General features: G+C 63.7%; 16 protein-coding genes. All 16 read left to right on the top strand.

Annotation, left to right across the window (positions count from 1 at the left end):
- The 16 genes from tssG to tssM all read left to right on the top strand — a co-directional run bounded on the left by tssG (position 1) and on the right by tssM (position 22,322).
- Complete coding sequence (tssG, locus tag KHO18_RS02450) at positions 1–987, top strand: type VI secretion system baseplate subunit TssG (RefSeq protein ID WP_211942744.1); 987 nt, start codon at positions 1–3, stop codon at positions 985–987.
- 20 nt (positions 988–1,007) lie between these two features.
- A complete protein-coding gene (locus KHO18_RS02455; RefSeq protein WP_211942745.1) occupies positions 1,008–2,084 on the top strand; it encodes a type VI secretion system protein TssA in 1,077 nt (358 codons plus the stop codon).
- A gap of 86 nt (positions 2,085–2,170) precedes the next feature.
- Positions 2,171–3,208 carry a fimbrial protein gene (locus KHO18_RS02460; protein ID WP_144197609.1) on the top strand — a complete coding sequence of 346 codons (1,038 nt, stop codon included), beginning with the start codon at positions 2,171–2,173 and terminating at the stop codon, positions 3,206–3,208.
- 23 nt (positions 3,209–3,231) lie between these two features.
- On the top strand, positions 3,232–4,608 hold the full coding sequence (locus tag KHO18_RS02465; protein WP_211942724.1) for a GlcNAc-transferase family protein: 1,377 nt from the start codon (positions 3,232–3,234) through the stop codon (positions 4,606–4,608).
- Positions 4,609–4,657: 49 nt separating this feature from the next.
- Positions 4,658–7,366, top strand: coding sequence for a type VI secretion system ATPase TssH (tssH, locus tag KHO18_RS02470; RefSeq protein WP_211942725.1), 2,709 nt, complete (start codon positions 4,658–4,660; stop codon positions 7,364–7,366).
- Positions 7,367–7,517: 151 nt separating this feature from the next.
- Entirely contained in the window at positions 7,518–8,069 is a 552-nt protein-coding gene (locus KHO18_RS02475; RefSeq protein ID WP_144197612.1) for a fimbrial protein, read from the top strand.
- Between the two features lie 63 nt (positions 8,070–8,132).
- Positions 8,133–8,873 (top strand): fimbria/pilus periplasmic chaperone, encoded by a 741-nt coding sequence (locus KHO18_RS02480; RefSeq protein ID WP_144197613.1) that lies wholly within the window; start codon positions 8,133–8,135, stop codon positions 8,871–8,873.
- 239 nt (positions 8,874–9,112) lie between these two features.
- Positions 9,113–11,650, top strand: a complete 2,538-nt coding sequence (locus tag KHO18_RS02485; protein ID WP_186296822.1) for a fimbria/pilus outer membrane usher protein — start codon at positions 9,113–9,115, stop codon at positions 11,648–11,650.
- Between the two features lie 32 nt (positions 11,651–11,682).
- On the top strand, positions 11,683–12,243 hold the full coding sequence (locus KHO18_RS02490; protein ID WP_186296823.1) for a fimbrial protein: 561 nt from the start codon (positions 11,683–11,685) through the stop codon (positions 12,241–12,243).
- Positions 12,244–12,407: 164 nt separating this feature from the next.
- On the top strand, positions 12,408–12,944 hold the full coding sequence (gene tssB, locus KHO18_RS02495; RefSeq protein ID WP_144197616.1) for a type VI secretion system contractile sheath small subunit: 537 nt from the start codon (positions 12,408–12,410) through the stop codon (positions 12,942–12,944).
- A 37-nt stretch (positions 12,945–12,981) separates the two neighbouring features.
- The gene (gene tssC / locus KHO18_RS02500; protein ID WP_211942726.1) at positions 12,982–14,484 is read left to right on the top strand and encodes a type VI secretion system contractile sheath large subunit; all 1,503 of its coding nucleotides are present in this window, start codon (positions 12,982–12,984) and stop codon (positions 14,482–14,484) included.
- A gap of 115 nt (positions 14,485–14,599) precedes the next feature.
- Positions 14,600–15,082: an Hcp family type VI secretion system effector gene (locus KHO18_RS02505; RefSeq protein ID WP_144197618.1), complete on the top strand. Its 483-nt coding sequence runs from the start codon at positions 14,600–14,602 to the stop codon at positions 15,080–15,082.
- Positions 15,083–15,163: 81 nt separating this feature from the next.
- Positions 15,164–15,715: a type VI secretion system lipoprotein TssJ gene (gene tssJ, locus KHO18_RS02510; RefSeq protein WP_244844476.1), complete on the top strand. Its 552-nt coding sequence runs from the start codon at positions 15,164–15,166 to the stop codon at positions 15,713–15,715.
- A gap of 5 nt (positions 15,716–15,720) precedes the next feature.
- The gene (gene tssK / locus KHO18_RS02515; RefSeq protein WP_144197619.1) at positions 15,721–17,070 is read left to right on the top strand and encodes a type VI secretion system baseplate subunit TssK; all 1,350 of its coding nucleotides are present in this window, start codon (positions 15,721–15,723) and stop codon (positions 17,068–17,070) included.
- Complete coding sequence (gene tssL, locus KHO18_RS02520) at positions 17,067–18,380, top strand: type VI secretion system protein TssL, long form (protein WP_211942727.1); 1,314 nt, start codon at positions 17,067–17,069, stop codon at positions 18,378–18,380. The genes tssK and tssL overlap by 4 nt, the downstream gene beginning before the upstream one ends.
- A gap of 12 nt (positions 18,381–18,392) precedes the next feature.
- Positions 18,393–22,322, top strand: coding sequence for a type VI secretion system membrane subunit TssM (tssM, locus tag KHO18_RS02525; protein ID WP_211942728.1), 3,930 nt, complete (start codon positions 18,393–18,395; stop codon positions 22,320–22,322).
- Positions 22,323–22,362: the final 40 nt, after the last annotated feature.

Here is a 22,362-nt window from a genome sequence, read left to right on the forward strand (position 1 = left end):
ATGCGCGCATGGTTCGATCAGGACCGTCCATGGAGGTCAGGCTTCTTGAGCCTGATGCGCGCAATCGCCGCGCGTGACCCCAGCCGTCCCGCGCCGGGCGAAGCCGACCTGCCGTCACAGGAAACGTACCGCATTGGGCAGCGTCCAGTGCTTGCCTTTCCGCCGCGGGAGGTTGCTTCGCTCGACACGCGGCACGGCCGGCTCGACATCCGGCTGTTCGGGCTGGGTATCTGGGGCCCGCAGGGGCCGCTGCCGTTGCATGCCACGGAGTTGGCCTATCACCGGTCCGTCGCGCTCCAGGACCGGACGCTCGAGCACTTCGCCGACCTGTTCCACCATCGCGCGTTGGCGCTGTTCTATCGCGCCTGGGCTGCGGGGCAGTCCACCGCCGCGCTCGATCGGCCCGACGAGGAGCGGTTCTCGTTCTACATCGCCAGCCTGATGGGCACGGACCAGGCCGAGGCACGCCAGAGCTGCCTGCCGACTCACGCGCGTTACGGCGCCTCGGCGCACATTGTGCGCGAGTCGCGCAACCCTGAGGGCCTCGCGGCCACGCTGTCGCAATACTTCGATGTGCCGATTGCCGTCGAGGAGTACGTGCCGCACTGGATCCGAGTCGATGAGACCGGCCATTGCCGACTCGGCATGCCCGGCGCCTCGTCTTTCATGGGCGAATCGGCCATGCTCGGCGAGCAGGTTGCAGACCGGCAGCACAAGTTCCGTCTTGTGATCGGCCCGCTGGATTTCTCCCGCTACCTGCGGCTCACGCCGCGTGGCGAAGATCTATGCACGCTGGTGGAATGGGTCCGTGCGTTCATCGGCTACGAGTACGACTGGGAGATCCAGTTGCTGATCAAGCCGGAGGAAGTGCCGGCACCGCGCGTGGACGGGCGTCAACGGCTTGGGCACTCGACCTGGCTGGGCGAGTGCGACCCGGCGCAACCCGTGTCCGGCATGGTCTTCGAGCCGGAGATCTACGCGGCATGACCGAGAACTTCCCCATGACAATGCATAACCTGGCACCTGCCGAAACGTCGCGCTACGACGACCTGCTTGAACCGGCTTCGGATGCATCAGCCTGTGGTGATGACCTGGAATACGATCCGGCCTTCATCATGCTCCAGGCCGCCGTCGCCCCGTCCGCGCCCGTGCAATACGGTGACTTCGTCGAGACGCCGGCCTCTGTCAACTGGGCCGAGGCCGAGCGAGAGTGCGAGGCGCTGCTGGCGCGCACCAAGGACCTCCGGGTGGCCATCATCCTGTTGCGTGCCGCGGTGCGCCAGCGCGGCGCGGCGGGCCTGCGCGATGGGATGGTCTTCCTCCAGTCTTTGCTGGAACGATATGGCAGCGGGCTGCATCCGTTGCCGTACTTCGACGGCCAATGGGATCCCATCACGTTCGCCAATGCGCTCGCCGCGCTCGCGGATGCGGAAGGCGCGCTGGCCGATGTCCGCGAGATTCCGCTACCCAAGGCGGCCGGCGCGCAGTTGCAGTTGCGCGATATCGAAAAAGCACTTGCGCTGCCGCGTCAGAAGGATGCGCTGTCGCCCGAAAGTGTGACGCGCATGCTCAAGGAACTGGCTGCGCGCGGCGAAGCGGTCGTGCTCGCGCTCGGCGAAGCCCATGCCCGGTTGGCACAGATCGCCGCATGGGCAGAGAGCGGGCTCAAGGCCGACGCGCCCAACCTCGACCCCCTTTCCCGGTTGCTGCAGCCATTCAGCGAGATTGAGCGCCTGGTGGAGGCTGTGCCACCAGCACAGTCGACGGCACCCGTCGCCGAGACGCGGGCTGGGCGATCCAGCGCTATCGCGCCCTCAACCGCGACGGACATTCCCAAGCCCATCGAGTATGCGACGACGACGGCTGCGCCGCACACACCGCCCCCCCCCGCCCTGACGATGGACCGCTGGACCGCCCTCGCCACGATGCGGCAAGTGCGGGAGTGGTTTGAAGACAACGAGCCCAGCAGCCCGGTGACCGTGATGCTGCGCGAGGCGGAGCGCATGGTTGGCAAGCGATTCTCCGAACTCGCACAGAGCATCCCACTTGAACTGCTGTCCAAGTGGGATGCCGTGGACAACTGAATGGCTCCAATTGGCACGCCCATTAACGCATCGGACGACACGCCGGCCAGCCGGCGGTGTCGCCCGCAATCTCGATAGGTACTGTGATGAAAGGCTATACCAAGGGTTTCGCCGTGCTGCTGGGGCTTGGACTGCTGTTGCCGGCGGCGGGCGCGATGGCGGCCTGCAGCCAGGTGACGCAGGCGGACATCGACGAGTGGACCGTGAAGGGGCTTCCGAATATCGACGTCATTCAGAAGGAGATCAGCTTCCATGTGACCTTCCCGTCGACCATCGATGTCCAGCCTGACCTTCCGGTTGGCGAGACGTTTGGCAGCGGGGCGTCCCCGAGCTTGGGAAGCAGCACCGCCCTGTTGAACTGTGACTGGCGCACCGGCGGGCAGGTTCGCTATGCGTTCGTGAGTCCGAAACAGGGCACCGCATTTCCGGGGGTGGTGGAATCCGGCATGAAGGGTATCGGCATGCGCCTCAGCTACGTCCGAGGCTCCGGGACGGTCAGCACATTTCCCTTCATCGTGAACTTCGGGCCGGCGGAGCCCAATCAACCGTACTTTCCCGGCTTCCGCTCGGGGCTGCGGATGGTGATCGATTTTGTGAAGACCGGAGAGATGGACGTTTCGTCGACGTTCGGCGCCGGGGATATCGCCACGGCCATGGGCGATGGCGCGGGCGGACCGGTCATCCGGATCACCACCGGCAGTACGCGGATCAACGTGTTGCCCAGTTGTAGCCCAAGCACACCGACCCGGAACATCGACTTCGGTACGTTTGGCGCCAACAGTGTCTCGCAGACCGTGGGGCCTACGCGACCCATCAACTTTGAAGTGACCTGTATCGGCCCTGCGTCCCCGAGCTCGATCACGGCCAAGCTTACTGGCACGCCGGACACGGAAAATCCCTCGCTGCTCAGGAATACAGGCGCGCAGCACCTTGGCATCAGGGTCAAGGATCGAGACAGCGATACCGTACTCAGGCCCAACGACAACGCCAGCGTCATTACCAAGCCCGGCAACAGCAAGCTGTTCACATACAACCTTGATGCCACCGTGCTACGCACCGGGACGCAGACCCCGACCGCCGGTCTGATCAATGCCACAGCCGTATTCACCATGGCGGTCAACTGAAGGCGACGGTGGCTGGCAACGTGATGGCCGAGAGAATCTTCGTGCAGATGGCAAGCTATCGGGATCCCCAACTGATCCCGACCTTGCACAGCCTGGTCAGGCAGGCCTCCCGGCCGGATCGGCTGCGCGTGGTGGTGTGCTGGCAGCACGGCCTCGACGAGATGATCGGCATGTTCTTCGCACATGGCTTCTCGCATTGGCAAGTGGTGATGCGCGCCGGGCGCACCGTGCATCGGCTGGTGCTGGCGGAAGCGGCGGTCGAACTGATCGATGTGCCCGCGATGGAAAGCCAGGGCGCCTGCTGGGCGCGGAACCTGATCCAGCAGCAGTACGCTGGCGAAGACTATACCTTGCAGATCGACTCCCACCATCGCTTCGTCCACGGCTGGGACGGGATGGCCATCGAGATGCTCGAGTCGCTGCGCGACGAAAGCGCGAGGCCTGTGCTGACGGCCTACCTGCCGGCCTTCGAGCCACGGGGCGAAGACCCGTCGTGCCGAGGCGAGCATCCGACCTTCCTCATCTTCGACCGGTTCATTGCAGCCGGGGCGCTGCTTGTGGCGTCGCGCCGGATTCCGGGTTGGGAGGCGCTGGAAAAGCCGCTCAGAGCCCGCTTCTATAGCGGGCACTTTGCCTTCGCCGATGGCCATTTCGCGACGAATGTCCAGCACGATCCCGAGTATTTCTTTCACGGCGAGGAAATCTCGATTGCCGTGCGGGCCTTTACCCATGGATATGACCTGTACCACCCGCATCGTGTGCTGGCCTGGCATGAGTACACGCGCGACTATCGCGCCAAGGTGTGGGATGACCACACCCCCGAAAATCGGGCCCGCGGCCTGGTGAAGATGGTCTGGTTCGAGCGCGACCGGCTGTCGCAGGAGCGTAATCGCGCCCTGCTTGGTGTGGATGATGTGAGTGCTGCGGGCGTCGATTTCGGTCCGTATGGACTCGGTCAGGTACGCACGCTGGCCGAGTACGAAACCTATGCGGGTGTCAGCTTCGCGCGGCGCGCGGCCACGCCGGAAGCGCTGCGCGGGGATCTCCCCACGGCCGGCACAGACCATCCCGAGACCGCGCTCGCACGCCTGCGACGCTCCCATGACGTGGCTGTTGAGCTTTATCTCGGCGACCTCGATAGCTTGTCTGGCGTTAGTCACATCGCGTTCACGGTTCTTGCGGCGGATGGTGGCACGCTTCATGAAGAGCTTCAGCCCGCCAATGGGATGACGCGGATCCTCGCTGAGCACAACGGCTGGCTGTGCCGGCGACTCATCTTCCAATGCGGCGCGGATGACATTCCGATCCGCTTCATCGCCAGATTCGTCAATGTGGACGACGTCACCGTGCACGAACTGGCGCGCGATGTGCCGCCCTACGGCACCCCTATCTCGCCTTGAACGCCGCCCACCGGCGGACCCATTCCCCTCCCGGCATCTCTGTTACACCATGACCACATCCAGAAAGACCTTGTTCGGCAAACTCGGCGAGACGCTGTTTCGCAGCATCGAATCGGCCACGACGTTCTGCAAGCTCCGCGGCAACCCTTACGTCGAGTTGGCGCACTGGCTGCACCAGATCCTCGCGCTGCCCGACAGTGACATGCATCGCATCTGCCGCCACGGTGGCGTGGACCGCGAGAAGCTCGATGCGGATCTGGTTCGAGCACTCGCTGCGTTGCCTGCCGGCGCCAGCTCGATCAGCGACTTCTCGAACCACATCGACATCGCCATCGAGCGCGCCTGGGTGGTTGCGACACTAGAGTTCCGCGACCCGCGCGTGCGCGGCGCCTGGCTCATGGCGGCCCTGCTGAAATCGCCCGAGCTGCGGCGCGTACTCCTGTCGATTTCCCCCGAGTTCGCGAAGATCGGCGTGACGGATCTGAATGCCATGCTGCCGGCCTGGATCATCGATTCGCCTGAGGAGGGGGATCAAGCCTACGAGAGCTCCGATTTCCCGGCCGCGATGCCCGGCGTGGCGTCCGGCGCCATGGGAGACGCCGCGGTGGCCGGTTCCCCGCTTGAGCAGTACTGCGTAGACCTGACTGCCCGCGCGCGTGCCGGTGGGGTCGATCCTGTGGTCGGCCGGGAACTGGAGATCCGCACGATGATCGACGTTCTGGTTCGCCGCCGGCAGAACAATCCCCTGCTGACGGGAGAGGCGGGCGTCGGCAAGACTGCCGTCGTGGAAGGGCTGGCGTTGGCCATCGCCCGGGGCGATGTGCCGTCGAAGCTGGCCGACGCAAAGCTCCTGAGCCTGGACGTTGGCGCGCTGTTGGCGGGCGCGAGCATGAAGGGCGAATTCGAGGCGCGCCTCAAAGGCGTGCTGGCCGCGGCGGAAGCGAGTGCGGGAACCGCAATCCTGTTTGTGGACGAGATCCACACGCTGATCGGCGCGGGCGGGCAGGCCGGCACCGGCGATGCCGCGAACCTGCTCAAGCCGGCCCTTGCGCGCGGTACGATCCGCACGATAGGCGCAACGACATGGGCCGAGTACAAGCGCCATATCGAGAAAGACCCGGCGCTGACGCGCCGCTTCCAGGTGCTGCAGGTCCATGAGCCGCAGGAGCCGGCGGCCATCGATATGGTGCGCGGGCTGGTGAAGACGTTCTCGCGTCACCACGGCGTGGTGGTCCTCGATGCGGCGATCCGCGCCGCGGTGGCGTTGTCACATCGTTACATTCCGTCCCGCCAACTGCCCGACAAGGCCATCAGCCTGCTCGACACGGCCTGCGCCCGGGTCGGCCTGTCCCAACAAACGCGACCACGGGAGTTGCAGGACGTGCAGCAGCAGTTGCTGGCGGCGCGCGCCGAGCTGGATCTGCTGGAAAGTGAAGCGCGCATCGGGCTCGAAGTCGACAGGAATCTGGAAGACGTGCGGGCCCGCATCGACGGATTGGAGGGTGAGGATGCGGCCGTCACCGCAAGGTGGGAGGCCCAGCGCGAGGCGGCGCAGGCATTGCTGTCCGCGCGCGAACGCATGGAACGCCGTGCAGGCGTGGACGCCGAGCCTGATGGCGACTCCGAGCCGCCACCCTCCATGGAGGCGCTCCGCGAGCTCGAAGCGAGTATGACGGCACTTCAGGGTGAGGCGCCGCTTGTGTTTGCCGAAGTCAACGAGGCAATTGTGGCCGAGGTCGTCTCCGACTGGACGGGCATCCCCGCCGGCCGCATGCTGACCAATCAGGTCGCCGCTGTGCAGGCCCTCCCGTCCACACTCGCCAATCGGGTAATGGGGCAGGAAAATGCCCTGCATCGAATCAGCGAGCGGGTGCAGACCGCGCGCGCCGGGCTGACAGATCCGGGGAAGCCGCTCGGCGTATTCCTGCTGGTTGGCCCGTCCGGGGTGGGCAAGACCGAGACGGCACTGGCGCTGGCAGAGGCCCTCTATGGCGGCGAGCAGAACCTGATCACGATCAACATGAGCGAGTATCAGGAGGCGCACACCGTCTCCGGGCTCAAGGGCGCGCCGCCCGGATATGTTGGCTATGGCGAAGGTGGCGTGCTGACCGAAGCGGTGCGGCGCCGTCCCTACTCGGTAGTTCTGCTCGATGAAGTGGAGAAGGCGCATCGCGACGTCCACGAGATGTTCTTCCAGGTATTCGACAAGGGATACATGGAGGATGGCGATGGCCGCTACATCGACTTCAAGAATACGGCGATTCTCCTGACCAGCAACGTCGGCGCCGAGCTGATCTCCCATTTTCATACCGATACCTCGGATGCACCGGAACCCGATGCGCTGCGCGATGCGCTGATGCCGGCGCTGCTGAGTGCCTTTCCGGCGGCCTTCCTGGGCCGCGTGACCGTAGTGCCGTACCGCCCACTGGCGCATGCCTCGCTGTCGAACATCATACGCCTGCACCTCGACCGCGTTGTGCAGCGCATGCAGGACCATCACGACATCGCGGTGGGCTACAGCCAGGCGGTGGTCGACTACGTGATCGACCGTTGCCTTGTACAGGAGACGGGTGCGCGCGCGCTGATCGGCTTTATTGACCAGCACATCCTGCCGAGATTGTCGGCGCTCTGGCTGGAATCCGTTGCCTCGCGATCTGTCCTGACGCATATCGACGTCGATATCGACGACGCCAGGTTGACCCCTGCGACGGCACTTTGCCTGCACGTGCGCCAGGCAGAAATTCTGTCGCAGAACTAACGGGAACTTTCGAACGCGTCATATATGCGTCGGGAATGCCGGCTTGTACGATGGTCTCGTCGTGAAGTGAGGCGGGATCCGAGTTAGGCCAACGCCGTTTTGCAGCAACAGCGGAAGGACTGAATCCGCATTCTTAATGGAAGGACGTTTCATGAACAAGCAAGTACTCCAGGGTGCCGTCGCCGCTTTGGTCGCTATGGGCGCGGCATCGAACGCCATGGCACAGGCCGTCGTCTCGCAGGGCCAGGTCAATTTCAATGGCCGGTTGACGGGGCAAACCTGCTCGGTCACCGCCGGTGATCGCAACCAGACCGTGACATTGCCGACCGTCGCGATTTCCAGCCTGACGGCGAAGGGCCATACCGCCGGTTCGAAGCCGTTCAGCATCGGTATCGAGAACTGCCCGGTCGGGGTCAACAGCGTGTCGGCGCACTGGGAGATCACGAACCTTAATCCAGAAACCGGGAACGCCCGCAACCTCGCAACGACGACTCCCGCAGGCAGCGTCGAAGTGCAATTGCTGGACCACGACGGCTCGGTGCTGCGTCTGGGCGACAGCGGCAAGCCCATTCAGGTGACGCGGACGGCCGCGGACGCTGTCGGTACCGCAACGCTGCACTACGGCGGCCGCTACTACGCCACCGGTGCAACTTCCGCTGGCATGGTGTCGACCACCGCGAACTTTACCCTGGCTTACAACTAAGGCACGCGGAAGATTGGCTGGGCCCGTTCGCGGGCTAGCCAATCAGGCGCCTGGAGATCAACGATGCATGCCTGGAGATGGCTCTCCTTCCTGTTTGCGGCGACAGTGGGGCTGGCATCAATGTCGGCCCAGGCCGCGATCGTCATTACCGGTACCCGGGTCATCTATCCCGAGAAGAGTCGGCAAGTTTCCGTGCGGCTCAACAATGTCGAGGACACACCAGTCTTGGTGCAGGCATGGATTGACGATGGTGACACTTCGGTTCCGGTCGAGAAGATCAATGTGCCGTTCGTCATCACGCCGCCGGTCTTCCGCGCAGAAGGTGGAAAAGGCCAGACGCTGCGGGTGAAGTTCACCGGCAAGACAATGCCTGCGGACCGCGAGACGGTCTACTGGCTCAACATCCTCGAGATTCCGCCAAAGCCGGTGGATGCGGATAGCCGGAACATGCTCCAGCTGGCGTTTGGCACGCGTATCAAGCTGTTCTATCGCCCCGCCGCGTTGCGCGACGACCCGTCCGCCGGGCGTGCCGGATTGACCTGGACGGCTGCACGGAACGCAGAAGGCAAGCAGGTGCTGCGTGTTGGCAATCCAACTGGCTATTACGTGTCACTCGACAGCGTGTCAGTCAAAGCTGGCACCACCGACATTGGCTACCAGCCCAAGATGGTCCCTCCATTTGGCAGCGCGGAGCTACCACAAGTCGGCGATCGCAATGTCTCCCCGCCAAGCGGTACGGCAATCGCCTACACCCTGCTCAACGACTTCGGCGCGACCGTCGAAGACGCCGCCATAGTCCAGTAACGCCAGCAGCCAACGCTAGCGCTTCCCGTAGTCGCCGTCAGCCGGTGATCCTGCCGCTGAGAAGGCGTGATCACATCAAAGCAAGGCGAAATGTTTCTATGAGTACGAGGCATCGTTTGGCTGTGCGCCCGTTGGCACGGACGGTGATGGTCCTTAGCGCATTCGGGTGCTACGGACTGAATGCAGAGGCGGTCCAATCGAAGCCAGGTGACGTACCGATCGAGGAGATCGAAACGCTCATGACGGCACCGCGGGAGCGAAGCACGCGGCGTCACCGCCCCAAGCTTGCCGCGGTCCAATTCAATCCGGCGTTCCTGAACGGCCAAGTGGTCAGCATTTCGCGCTTCACGAACGGCAACCCCGTGCCAGCGGGCGTCTACGACGTGGATCTGTCGCTCAATGGCAAAGCGCAGGGGCAGCGCGAAGTCCAGTTTGTCGCCATGGCAGACAGTGATGTGGCGGAGCCATGCTTCACCATCGCGGCGCTGCGTGGTCTGGGCGTCGATGTTGACAAGGCACTCCGATCCCGCGTGGAGTCCGCCGGCGCCGTAACCGGTGATGCAACGGGATCCGCAGCCTTCTACGACGACGGCCAATGTGTCCGACTCGCAGACCTCGTTCCCGATGCACGGGCCGAATTCGACCTCGCGGAATTGCAACTCGACATCACCGTCCCCCAGGCAAGCATAGTGCAAACGCCGTACGGCTATGTGAGCCCTGCTTTGTGGGACGCCGGCATCAAAGCGGGTCTGCTCCAGTACAACTTCACGACATACAGCGCCAATCAATCTGGCGCCGACGTGAGCAGTGCATATCTCGGCCTGCAACTCGGCTTGAATCTGGGCCAATGGCGCTTTCGCCAGCGCTCCACGCTTGACTGGAACAGCAACGTGGGCGGCATGCGATGGAACAATCTGGCAACGTATGTCGAGCGAGATCTCACGTCCTGGCGAAGCCGCCTGACGTTCGGTGACAGCTTCACGACTGGTGAGGTCTTCGATTCGTTCAGTGTAAGAGGCGTTCAGATATCCAGTGAAGACCGGATGCTGCCCGACTCGATGCGCGCCTACGCACCTATCGTACGTGGCGTGGCGGAAAGCAACGCGCGCGTGATCGTCCGCCAGAACAACGACATCCTCTACGAGACCAGCGTTCCACCCGGTCCGTTCGAGCTGGGCGATCTGCCGGCGATCGGCTACGGCGGCGATCTGCGCGTGACGGTGGAAGAAGCGGACGGACGCCGGCAAACCTTTCTGGTGCCGTTTGCCGCCGTGCCGAATCTGCTCCGCCCCGGCTTCACGAGGTTCAACGTGTCCGCAGGTCAGTACCGCGATCAGCTCGTTCAGCATGAGCCGTGGGTGGTGCAGGCGACGATCCAGCGTGGTCTGAGCAACATGCTGACTGGTTACACGGGTGTCCTGACATCCGAGGGGTATAGCTCGGGCCTGCTTGGCCTTGCCGTCAATACGCCGGTCGGGGCAGTCTCCGCCGATGTAACGATGGCGCGCACGGACCTGGCGAGCAGTTCGCATACCGGCAGCAGTTGGCGCGTGAGCTACAGCAAGCGCATTCCCGCAATCGAAACGAACCTGCTGCTGGGTGCCTATCGATACTCGACAGATGGCTTCTACAGCCTGCGCGACGCGATCTATGCGCGAAATGTGGGGAATCCGGGCGGCAACCTGATGAGCTACCGCACGCGCAATCGCTTGCAACTCAGCATCAACCAGCCACTCGGCACGATGGGTTCCATGTATCTCTCGGGCAGCACGCAGGACTACTGGGATGGCGGTCGCGGAAGGGATACCCAGTATCAGGCTGGCTTCACCGGGGGAGTCGGGAGAGTGGCGTACACGATCTACGCCCAGCAGTCATTCGACCAGAATCGCTCAAAACATACCCAGTTCGGTGTGAACCTGACCATTTCCCTCGGCCGTAACTCTGCGGTGGAGCGCGGTCCCTTCGACTCTCTGTCGACGAACGTCACGGTGGACACCCACGGCGACAGCGCGTTCCAGGCCAGCCTCAACGGCGCCACCGCGGGCGAAGCGCCCATTTCCTACGGCATGAATGTCCAACGCACGTCGAACTCGGGTGACCACACGAACCAGCTCGGTGGCAACGCCACCTATCGTGCGCGTTATGGCACATACGCCGCGAACGCCTCCCTCGGAAACCGGGGTCGCCAGATCGGCTTGAACGCGGACGGCAGCATCGTCGCGCACGCAGGCGGCATCACCTTGGGGCCGCCACTCGGCCAGGCCGCCGCCCTTGTCGAAGCCAAGGGCGCAGAGGGCGGGCGCATCGTCAATGGACAAGGCGCGCGCATCGACGGAAATGGCTACGCTTTGCTGCCTTCGTTGACGCCCTACCGCGTGAACCGGGTGGCGATTGATCCGACCGACCTGCCAGACGACGTTGAACTGGAGACTTCCAGCGACCAAGTCGTGCCGCGCCTCAACGCCCTTGTGCTCGTGAAGATGCCAACCGTCACCGGAAAAGCCGCGCTGGTGGCCATGCATGACCACGCAGGCGAGCCCCTGCCGCTAGGCACGGCCTTGTTCTCCGCCGATGGCAAGTCGATGGGTATCGTCGGGCAGGGCGGCCTGGCGTTCCTGCGCGGCCTGGAGGGCAGCGGCGCACTGCGTGCGCAGTGGGGCGAGTCGACGGCCGAGTCATGCGAACTGCCGTACGCAATGCCCGCTGGAGCGAGCGTGGATGGCGGAACAGACCCGGGAGCGCGCCTGACACTACGTTGCGAAGCGGCGGCCAGTTGAAGTGGAATCGATGTGAGCGGAGACCCCAAAGAATGAAGATGCACGCTAAGTTGCCCGTCATACAGCAAGCGAGGCCGTTACCACGGACGCTTCAGGCGCTCTTGGCCGTCGGCCTGACCATGCTGTGTGCCTCCGCCTTTGCAGACGGCAGCAAACCATCCGTCGCGTTGAACTTCACGGGGAAGTACGTCACGCAAACCTGCCGCCACTCAGGGTCGCCCCAACTAGAGGTCAGCCTGCCAACGATCCCAACAGGCGCTTTGAAGAAAGCCGGAGACACAGCGGGCGACACCATGTTCACGATCAATCTGGTGTGCGAGGGTGGTCAAGAGCCCGTGGCAGTCTTGTTCCTCACCAATAGAAGGGTCGACGGGCGGTTGAGATCCGTTGGCACCGCGCAGAACGTCCAGGTCCAATTGCTCAAGGCGGACGGGACACCAATCGTGGTGGGCGATCACTCCACGACGCCGATGTTTCCGATGTCGCCGACAGGATTAATGTCGCTCTCATTCGTTGGGCGGTACTACGCGACGGGACCCACCACCCCGGGGTCGGTCATGGCCGACACCTGGTTCTTCATTGAGGTGCGCTGACGCTAGCTCAGAAACTTCCGACAAGACCCGGAACTTTCGAACGTTTCCTATATCGCGGCCCCGCTTCGAGACCTACCATGCTTCTCGCAGGCCCATGCGGCGGAGCTCGGGTCCGCGGATCTCACGGCAAGTCCCACATCACCACGCATTCGACGGAGTATCCCATGTCAGCATCCAACAGTTCACAGAAGTTCATCGCGAGGAACCGCGCGCCACGTGTGCAGATCGAGTACGACGTCGAGATCTACGGCTCGGAAAAAAAGATCGAACTGCCATTCGTGATGGGTGTGCTTGCCGATCTTTCCGGTACGCAGGTGGATCCGCTGCCGCCGGTGGCGGATCGAAAATTCTTCAACATCGATGTCGACAACTTCGACGAGCGCATGAAGGCGATGAAGCCGCGTGTGGCGTTCCCGGTGGCCAACACGCTGTCGGACGAGGGCCAGTTGATGGTGGACATGACCTTCGAGAGCATCGACGACTTCTCGCCTGCCGCCATCGCCCGCAAGGTCGATGTCCTCGCCAAGCTGCTCGAGGCCCGTACGCAGCTCGCCAATCTTCAAACCTACATGGACGGCAAGTCCGGCGCCGAAAGCCTGGTTGCACAGGTGCTCAAGGACCCGGCGCTGCTGAATGCACTGGCCAAGGCACCTCGCCCCGAGGCGGCGAAGGACGCGGACGACCAGGCCCAGGCGCAGTAAGGACAGCAACCGAAACCGAGTACAAGACATGGCAGACATGGCAACACGTGACACGCAATACAAGGCCGCGACAGCGCAGACGCTCGACCGGAAATCCGACTTCAATGCGCTGCTGACCAAGGAATTCAAGCCGAAGACCGAGCAGGCGCGAGAGGCTGTCGAGAACGCGGTCAAGACACTCGCGGAGCAGGCGCTGGCTAATGCGGTGACGATGTCCGACGATGCTTACAAGAGCATTGAGGCCATCATCGGCGAGATCGACCGCAAGCTATCGGAGCAGATCAACCTCATCCTGCATCACGAGGACTTCCAGAAGCTGGAAAGCGCGTGGCGCGGGCTGCACCACCTGGTCACCAACACAGAGACCGACGAGAAGCTCCGTATCCGCTTCATGGATATCTCGAAGGACGAACTGCGCCGCACCATGAAGCGCTTCAAGGGCGTGGCGTGGGATCAGAGCTCTCTGTTCAAGCAGATCTACGAGGAGGAGTACGGTCAACTTGGCGGCGAGCCTTATGGCTGCCTGGTGGCCGACTATTACTTTGATCACACGCCGGCAGACGTGGACCTGCTCGGCTCGATGGCAAAGGTGGCTGCCGCCGCGCACGCGCCGTTCATTAGCGGCGCGTCCCCATCCGTGCTGCAGATGGATTCCTGGCAGGAGCTCGCCAATCCGCGGGATCTGACCAAGATCTTCACGCAGAACCTCGAGTATGCGCCGTGGAACTCACTGCGGTCGTCGGAGGATTCGCGCTACATCGGCCTGGCCATGCCGCGTTTCTTGTCCCGTCTGCCGTATGGCGTGCGCACCAACCCGGTGGATGAGTTCGATATCGAGGAAGAGACCGACGGTTCCGATCACCAGAAGTACGCGTGGTCGAACGCCGCCTACGCGATGGCGGTGAACATCAACCGCTCGTTCAAGCGCTACGGTTGGTGCACTTTGATTCGCGGCGTCGAAAGTGGCGGCGTAGTCGAGAACCTGCCCTGCCATACCTTCCCGACCGACGATGGCGGTGTGGACATGAAGTGCCCGACCGAGATCGCCATTTCGGACCGCCGCGAGGCCGAGCTGTCGAAGAACGGATTCATGCCGCTGATCCACCGCAAGAACACCGACTACGCGGCGTTCATCGGTGCACAGTCGCTGCAGAAGCCCGCCGAGTACTACGATCCGGACGCCACGGCCAACGCCAACCTGTCGGCACGTCTGCCCTACCTGTTCGCTTGCTCGCGCTTTGCCCATTACCTCAAGTGCATCGTGCGCGACAAGATCGGCTCCTTCAAGGAGCGCGACGAAATGGAACAGTGGCTCAACGAATGGATCATGAACTACGTCGACGCTGACCCGACGAACTCGAGCCAGGAAACCAAGGCGCGCCGCCCGCTGGCCGCTGCGGAGGTAGTGGTCGAGGACGTCGAGGGTAACCCCGGCTACTACCAGGCCAAGTTCTTCCTGCGTCCGCATTTCCAGCTCGAAGGCCTGACGGTATCGCTGCGACTGGTAGCCAAGCTGCCGCTGGTAAAGGCAGCCGCCTGAGCATCGTGGCGCGGCGGAAGTCGTGCCTGCGATCTCGATTCCGAGTCACGGCGGGGGCTCGTCAAACAAGCCCGCCATCGGCAAGTCATATCTACTGAACAAGGAAATTCTCACTATGGCACAAGACATCTTCCTGAAGATCACCGGCATCGATGGCGAGTCCGAGGATAGCGTTCACAAGAGCGAGATCGAGGTGTTGAGCTGGTCGTGGAACGTCAGCCAGCAATCCAACATGCACGCCGGATCTGGCGGCGGCGCTGGCAAGGCCACTGTCGATGATCTGCAGTTCGAACACTATATCGACCGTGCCAGCCCGAATCTCGTGCAGTACTGCCTGCTGGGCAAGCATATCGACGAGGCTCGCCTGGTGGTCCGCAAGGCCGGCGGCAGCCCCCTCGAGTACATCAAGTTCACGATGCATGACCTGCTGGTCACGCAGGTGAGCCCCTCTGGCCTCAGCTCGGACGAAGCACGTCCGCGTGAAATCGTGCGTCTGTCGTTCTCGCGCCTGAAGCAGGAATACGTGGTGCAGAACGCGCAAGGCGGCAGCGGCGGTGTGATCACCGCGACGTTCGACGTCAAGAAGAACACCGCCTGAGTCTCCTGGTTGTCGTGCAATCCGGTTGCGATTCGGCGGCCGGGTTGCCCTGTGCGCAGCCAAACCGAATCGAACATGTTCATGCGCTTTGATCTGACTCCCACCGGAATGGCAGGCACTCGCGCCACTCGGTGGATGGCGATTGGGTGGTTGCTGCTGACGGCATGCCTGGTCTTGCAAGGATGCAGCACTGCACCGACGCGCAAGGAGGTGTCGAAGTTGAAGCTCCATATCGAGACGAGCGGGCACCTGAACAGCGATGAACAGGGTCGCGCAGCGCCGGTCGTGGTGCGCGTCTACGAGCTCAAGTCTGCTGCGGCGTTTGATAACGCCGACTTCTTCACGCTTCAGAACGAGGACAGGAAGGTGCTAGCTGCTGACCTGCTTGCCGTCGACGAGTTCATCTTGCGACCCGGCACCGGCGAACGTATCGAACGCAAGTCCAACCCGGCCACAACCGCAATCGGCGTGCTGGTTGGCTATCGCGACCTGGGCAAATCCGTGTGGCGCGCGACGTGGCGACTGCCCGAAGCGCCGGACGCGGCCTGGTACCGCGCAGTGGTGCCCGACAGGACTATCGCCCTGAAGATCGAGGCACGCGATCAAGCTGTTTCGATTACTGAGGTCAACTGATTGCCATGAGCTACCACAATAAGATTGTCTGGAGTGAAGGGCTATTCCTGCGCCCTCAGCTGTTTCAGCAACAAGAGCGCTATCTTGAATATGTTGCACAGCGATGTGTGACAACGCTTAGTCCGTTCTCATGGGGATTCAGCCAGTACGAGATCGATCAGAGCGCTTTGTCCTTCGGCAAGGTGGCGATCAAGCGTGGATCGGGCATCTTTCCCGATGGCACACCGTTCGACACGCCAACTGAGGCGCCGCCGCCACCACCGCTGACGATCACGCCCGAGCATCTCGGCCAATTGATTTACCTTGCTGTGCCGCTACGCCTTGCCAACACCGAGGAAACGATCTTCGAGGAGCAGGCCGGGTCGCTGGCGCGGTATCTCGCCTTCGACGAGGCACTGCGGGACGCAAACGCGATCGGACAAGGTCCGAAGCCGGTCCAGATGGCTAACCTGCGGCTGCGGCTGTTGCCTGAAAAGGAACTGAGCCAGTCCTGGATCGGCATCGCCGTGGCACGCGTCCAGAGCCTGCAGCCAGACGGGTCTGTCGTCCTTCATGAGCGCGATCATATCCCTCCGGTGGTGCACTTTGGCGCCAACGCCTTGCTGCGGGAATGGGTGACGCAGTTGCACGGACTGGCGAAGCTGCGTGCCGACGCGTTGGCGAATCGTCTTTCGGGCAGCCATGGGCGCAGCGGAGCCGTTGCCGAAGTTGCCGACTATCTGCTGCTCCAGGTTCTCAACCGGCATGAACCCCTGCTCGAGCACATCGGGCAGATTGGCGAGACCTCGCCCGTCGAACTCTACCGCGCGCTGCTCTTGCTATCCGGCGACCTGGCGACCTTTGTCCGCCCCCAAACGCGGCGACCGGAGCTTGCGCCGGGCTACGACCATGCGCGTCTCTTTGAAAGCCTGTACCCACTCGTTACCGAGGTCCATTACCTGCTGAACCAGGTGCTGATCCGTGGGGCGCAGCCAATTCCGCTGGTGGAGCAGCCGCACGGCATTCGCCTCGCGACAATGCTGCCAACGGAGCTGGCCGGCTTCGAGAGCCTTGTGCTCGCAGTCGGCGCGCAGATGTCGCCCGACGTGCTGCAACAGCAGTTCGCCGCACAGGCCAAGATCAGCCAGCCTCAGCGCTTGCCGGAACTGATTCGCTCACACCTGCCCGGGCTCCAGATGCTGCCGCTGCCCGTGCCGCCGCGCCAGATTCCGTTCAATGCCAATTACGTCTATTTCGAACTGTCCCGGACCGGCGTGTTCTGGGACCAGATCGCTCAGCAGGGCGCACTGGCCATGCATATCGCCGGCAGTTTTCCCGAGCTGAAGATGGAACTGTGGGGGGTGCGTCATAAGTGAGCGCCGGGAACTTTGAATCGTCGGACGATTTCGCGTTTCTCACCGAGACCGGCGTGACGGACGTACAGACGCCATCTGGCGCGAAGGTGGCGGTCTCGCGCGAGACCATGTCGCCAACGGAAGCCGATGTGCTGTTCGCGTTCGATCCACCAGTGGACGTGGAACGACGGCTCGAGGCGGTGCGGGTCGCCAGGAATCCGCTCATGGAAGCGGCTGGCCCGCTGCTGCGGATGCTGGCCGACATGCCGGCGACGATGGCGTCGCAGGAGGAGATCCGCGCGCTGCGGCTCCTGCTAGCGCGCGAAGTGGACCGTTTCCAGACCCTTTGCGAGCGTGCCAACCTCCATTGGACGCACATGGCGGCGGTGCGTTACTGCCTCTGCACAGCGCTTGACGAGGCCGCCAACCGCACGCGATGGGGCGGCGGTGGCGCCTGGGCGCGCAACAGCCTGCTGATTGCCTTCGAAGGCGAGAACGACGGCGGTGAGAAGGTCTTTCTCCTGATCGGCCGGATGGCTGCCGATCCGCAGACCTACATCGACGTGCTCGAGATCCTGTACCGCATCCTGGGCCTGGGTTTCGAAGGCCGGTACAGCGTGATCGAGGATGGCAGGCGTCATCTGGAGCAGGTGCGGCATCGCCTTGCCGCGCTGGTCGCGGGCGCGCGCGATGCAGTGCCGGTCGAACTGTCCCCACGCTGGAAGCCCGCCGAGCCGGGCCGCCTGCGTGCGTTGCGCGGCGTGCCGCCATGGAGCCTGGCCGCCGTGGCAGCGGTGATCGTGTTCGGTTTGTTCGCCTGGTACAAGTATCAATTGCTCACAGCCGGGGGCGCGTTGCACGCGCGCATTCACAGTATTCCGCGCGGATCGGTGCAGGCGCCGGCGCGGCTCCGCCTGTCGATTCTGCTCAAGGACGAGGTGGCGCGCGGCCTCGTGAGCGTGGAGGAGGACAACCGGCACAGCCTGGTCATCTTCAAGGGCGATTCCATGTTTCCGTCCGGTAAGAGCGAAGTGCGTGCGGACATGTATCCGACCCTCGAAAAGGTGGCAAAGGAGGTGGCCCGAGTCGGCGGACAAGTCGTCATCACGGGTCATACCGATAGCCAGCCGATCCGTTCGCGGGAGTTTTCGAGCAACGAAGCGTTGTCCGAGAAGCGAGCGGCATTCGTGGCGAAGATCCTGGAGTCGGGCGGCACGCCCGCGAATCGTATCGCGGTCCATGGCCGTGGCGATGCGCAACCCGTGGCCAGCAATGGCACGGCGGAAGGACGTTCCCGCAACCGGCGCGTGGAAGTCATGGTGACGCAGTAGCGCGGACCCAACATGCATAACTTGAAGACCTTCTTCTCCCCCCTGTTCTCGAAGGCGATGCTGGCGTTCCTCGCCGTCGTGGCGCTGGGACTGGCCGTCTGGTTCCTCGGCCCCTGGCTCGCCTTCGGCGCTCATCATCCTCTTGGCGATCTGTCGCTACGCGTGACCGCCATCGTGATGCTGGTCGTGCTGTACGTTTGCTGGTTGCGGCGCTGGCCGTATAGCCCGCTCGCGGTAGCCGCGGTGTGTATGTTGCTGTGGCATCTCGGCCCGCTCCTTGCGCTCGGCGAAGTTCGTCCACTGGCTTCCTATGGTGCGCGTACCGTCTGCATTCTCCTGATCGTCATTGCCTACGGGGTATACGGTGCCTGGCGTCTGTGGCGCGCGTTGCGCAGCAACGATGCCCTCGTCAAGCGCATCTTCGCGGCGCCCGATGACGCGGCTGCTCGGCCAAGGGAAGAACTGCACGTGCTTGGCGCCATTGTCGGCAAGGCTGTCCAGCATGTCCGACGCATTCATGGGCGCGGGCTGGGCCTGAAGCGATTTTTTGAGAGTGACCGCCAACTTTACGATCTGCCGTGGTTCTTGATGCTGGGCACGCCGGAGGCGGGCAAGACCATTGCCGCTCTGAATTCCGGACTCGAGTTCCCGGAAGCAGACCAGATGAATGCGGTCTCTCTGAAGGCGCCGCAGGGCACGACCTATTGCGACTGGTGGTTCACCAACGAGGCGGTACTGATTGATGCGGCCGGCCGGTACGCCGATCATCGCGCCGGCGAGACGGATGAACCCGAGCGCAACAAGACGGAGTGGATCGGCTTCCTTGGGCTGTTGCGCAAGCACCGCCCGCGCGCGCCTGTCAATGGCGTGGTGCTGGCACTCAGCGCCTCGGAATTGCTGGGCAAGTCGCCCGACGAGCGGATCGCCCTCGCTGCGACCCTGCGCACGCGGCTGACTGAGCTGCGGCACGAGCTTGGCATCCGCTTCCCGGTGTATGTGCTCGTCACCAAGGTCGATGTGCTGCCGGGCTTCGGCGAGTACTTCCAGTCGCTGACTGCCGAAGGCCGTGCGCAGGTTTGGGGGATTGTCGTCTCTGCACCGGATGACGGTACGGTTCGCGGCGTCAATAATCTGCGCGAACAGTGCGTCGAGGAAATCGGCGTGCTCGTTGATCGCCTGGAAGCGGGCGTCAACAATCGGCTGATCGAGGAGTACGAGACCGAACGCCGCAAGCGCCTGTATGCGCTGCCGGCGGAATTCGGGTGCCTGGCTGACGTGGTGCTCGATGTGGTGTCGCTCGTGTTCATGGATTCGCGCTACGACAGCACGCAGATCGACAGCGCCTTGCGCGGCGTGTACTTCTCGAGCGCAATGCAGTCAGACGTGACGATTGCCGCCGACAAGACCACGCTGCTCCAGCGGCTGCGCGGTGGCGCCATCCGCTCCGTACCCAGCGATACCGGAGCAGAGGCCGAGACATCGGGTGCCCCTGGCGCCGAGACGTCCGGCTATCGCAGCTACTTCCTGCACAACCTGTTCCAGCAGGTGATTGTGCCGGAAGCCCACCTGGTTCGGCCGAACCTGCGCTGGGAACTCCGCTTCCGGGCGATGCGCGGGGCGAGCTATCTGGCGTCGATCGTGGTGTGTGGCTGGCTGGTCTATGCACTCATCGCGAGTTTTGAGAACAATCGCGATTACCTTACGGCCATCGACGCGAAGGTGACTGCGCTCGATGAACGGGTCAAGGGATATCGGAAGCTGCACGAGCCGGCGGCCTTGCCCGCCATGCTGAACGCGTCGGCCGAGTTGCCGCACCTCGGGCAGCTCGATCTCGCCAATCCCGGCTTCGATTACCGATACGGGCTCTATGCCGCGCCTCCGGTCATCGACGCCTCGGGGCGAACCTACGCCATCCTGTTGCGCCAGACACTACTGCCGCATGTCGTGCGGCGTCTAGAGGATTCGCTCGATGCGCGGATGGAGGCCGGCGATCCCGACGGCGTCTATAGTGCCCTGACGGCTTACCTGATGCTGTATGACAGGAAACACTTCGACGCCGCGGTGTTCAAGGCGTGGGTGCTCAAGGACTGGGAGCAGTCGGACAGCAGCAGCGCTGTGTTCGGCGAGCCCCACCGGATGCGCCAGCACCTCCAGGCCCTGTTCGATGGCGACGACCTGTCGCCGACCACGCCGCGGAACGCGTTGCTGGTGGACCGCGCACGTCGCTACCTGAGCAGCAACCCGGCACCGCGCCGGCTCTATGAGCGGGCCATGGTGGAGATGGCCAAGGAGGCGCCCGAGCCGGTCACCCTGGCGCGCGCGGCGGGGTTGCAGGCAGGATCGGTCCTGACGCTCGCGGACAGCGACCTGCTGGAGCAGGGCGTGCCCGGCCTCTACACGTATGACGGTTACCACAAGGTGTTTGCGCGGCGGCTGGCGCACTTCCTTGTCAAGGCCCAGCCTGCGGATGCCTGGATCATGGGGCGCACGGAGTTGCAGACAAAGGCCGGCTACGGCCAGGACGTCGCCACGCTGATGGCCAGTTCGCCGCTGGCCGAAGATATCCGCCGTCAATATCTGATCGACTACGCCAACTACTGGCAGCGTTTTCTGGAAAGCGTGCGGCCGGCGATGCCGGACGCAGCGGAGCAGGGCGGTTCCACAGTGCTCGATCTCCAGATCCTGCGCATCCTGTCCTCCGCGGATTCCCCGCTGGCACGGCTGGCCCGCACTGCCATACGCGAGACGTCGCTGTCGGTGGCGGACGACGAGGAGGACGGCATGGATGCCGCGCAAAAGGCTGTCACGGCGACGGGCATGTCGTCGCGGCTCCATACGGTGACGCGCGCGGCCAGTGCTGCATCCGCGCTCGGCGGCACGAATCGGCTGCGCCGCGTGGAGCGCGAACTGGTCGACAACCGCTTCGCGGCGTTGCGCGAGGTGGTTACCGGGCACGCCGATGGGGGCGCCGGCACGGCTCCCGCCAGCGCGCCGGTGGCTGCGCTCGGCTCCGGCGGCAATGCGCTCCACCTGGGCGGCATCTTGGCGCTGCTGGGCGAGCAGTACACCCGGCTCTCTGTGGCGGGTGCCGCGCTAGCGGCGAATAGCATGCCGCCGGCGGTCGACATCGGCACGATGCTGCAACTGGAAGCCGAGAAACTCCCCGCGCCGTTCCGCGCAGTGCTGGCCGGTATATCCGTTCAGGTAACGCAGAAGGTCAACGCGGGCGTTGGCACGCTTTTGGCGGCCCAGCTCGAATCATCCGTCGGTGCGGCGTGCCGCCGCGCTATCGCGGGCAAGTATCCGTTCGTGGCGGATGCGAGCCAGGATGTGGACATCGAGGACTTCCACCACATCTTTGCGGCCGATGGCCTGCTGGATGCCTTCTTCACCCGAACGCTTGCGCCGAACGTCGATACCAGTTCCCGGCCATGGCGGTACAAGGCGCTCAGTCCCGGCATGCCGCCCATCCACGGCCCGAGCCTGGAACCGTTTGAACGGGCCGCAGCTATCCGCGAGACGTTCTTCCGCGAATCGGGCGGGAAGCGGATGGCGTGGAAGGTGGATGCTCGGGTGGCCAATCTTGACCCCGAGATCCTGGAACTTTCGCTCGACATCGACGGCCAGCAGATCCGCTATGCGCATGGCCCGGTCGTGACGTTCCAACTGGGATGGCCGGGGCCACGCGGCGGGGCGGTAGCCGGGATGTCGGCCAGCCCGAAGATCCGGCCCGATACGTCGACGATCGTGACGTCCGGCCCGTGGGCCCTGTTCCGGCTGGTTGATCAAGGTCGGCCAGTTGGCACGGCCTCGGCCAGCCGCATGGTCGTGGATTTCACATTCGACGACCGCCATGCGGCACTGGAATTCGTGACGGGCGGGCACGCGAATGCGCTGTCCGGTCAGCTTCTCAGGGGCTTTTCCTGCCCGAAGGGCACGTAGCGCCGGCCATGCCGACGACGTTGGAAACAGACTGTGATTG

This window comes from Cupriavidus campinensis (assembly GCF_905397395.1).
Classification (GTDB): domain Bacteria; phylum Pseudomonadota; class Gammaproteobacteria; order Burkholderiales; family Burkholderiaceae; genus Cupriavidus; species Cupriavidus campinensis.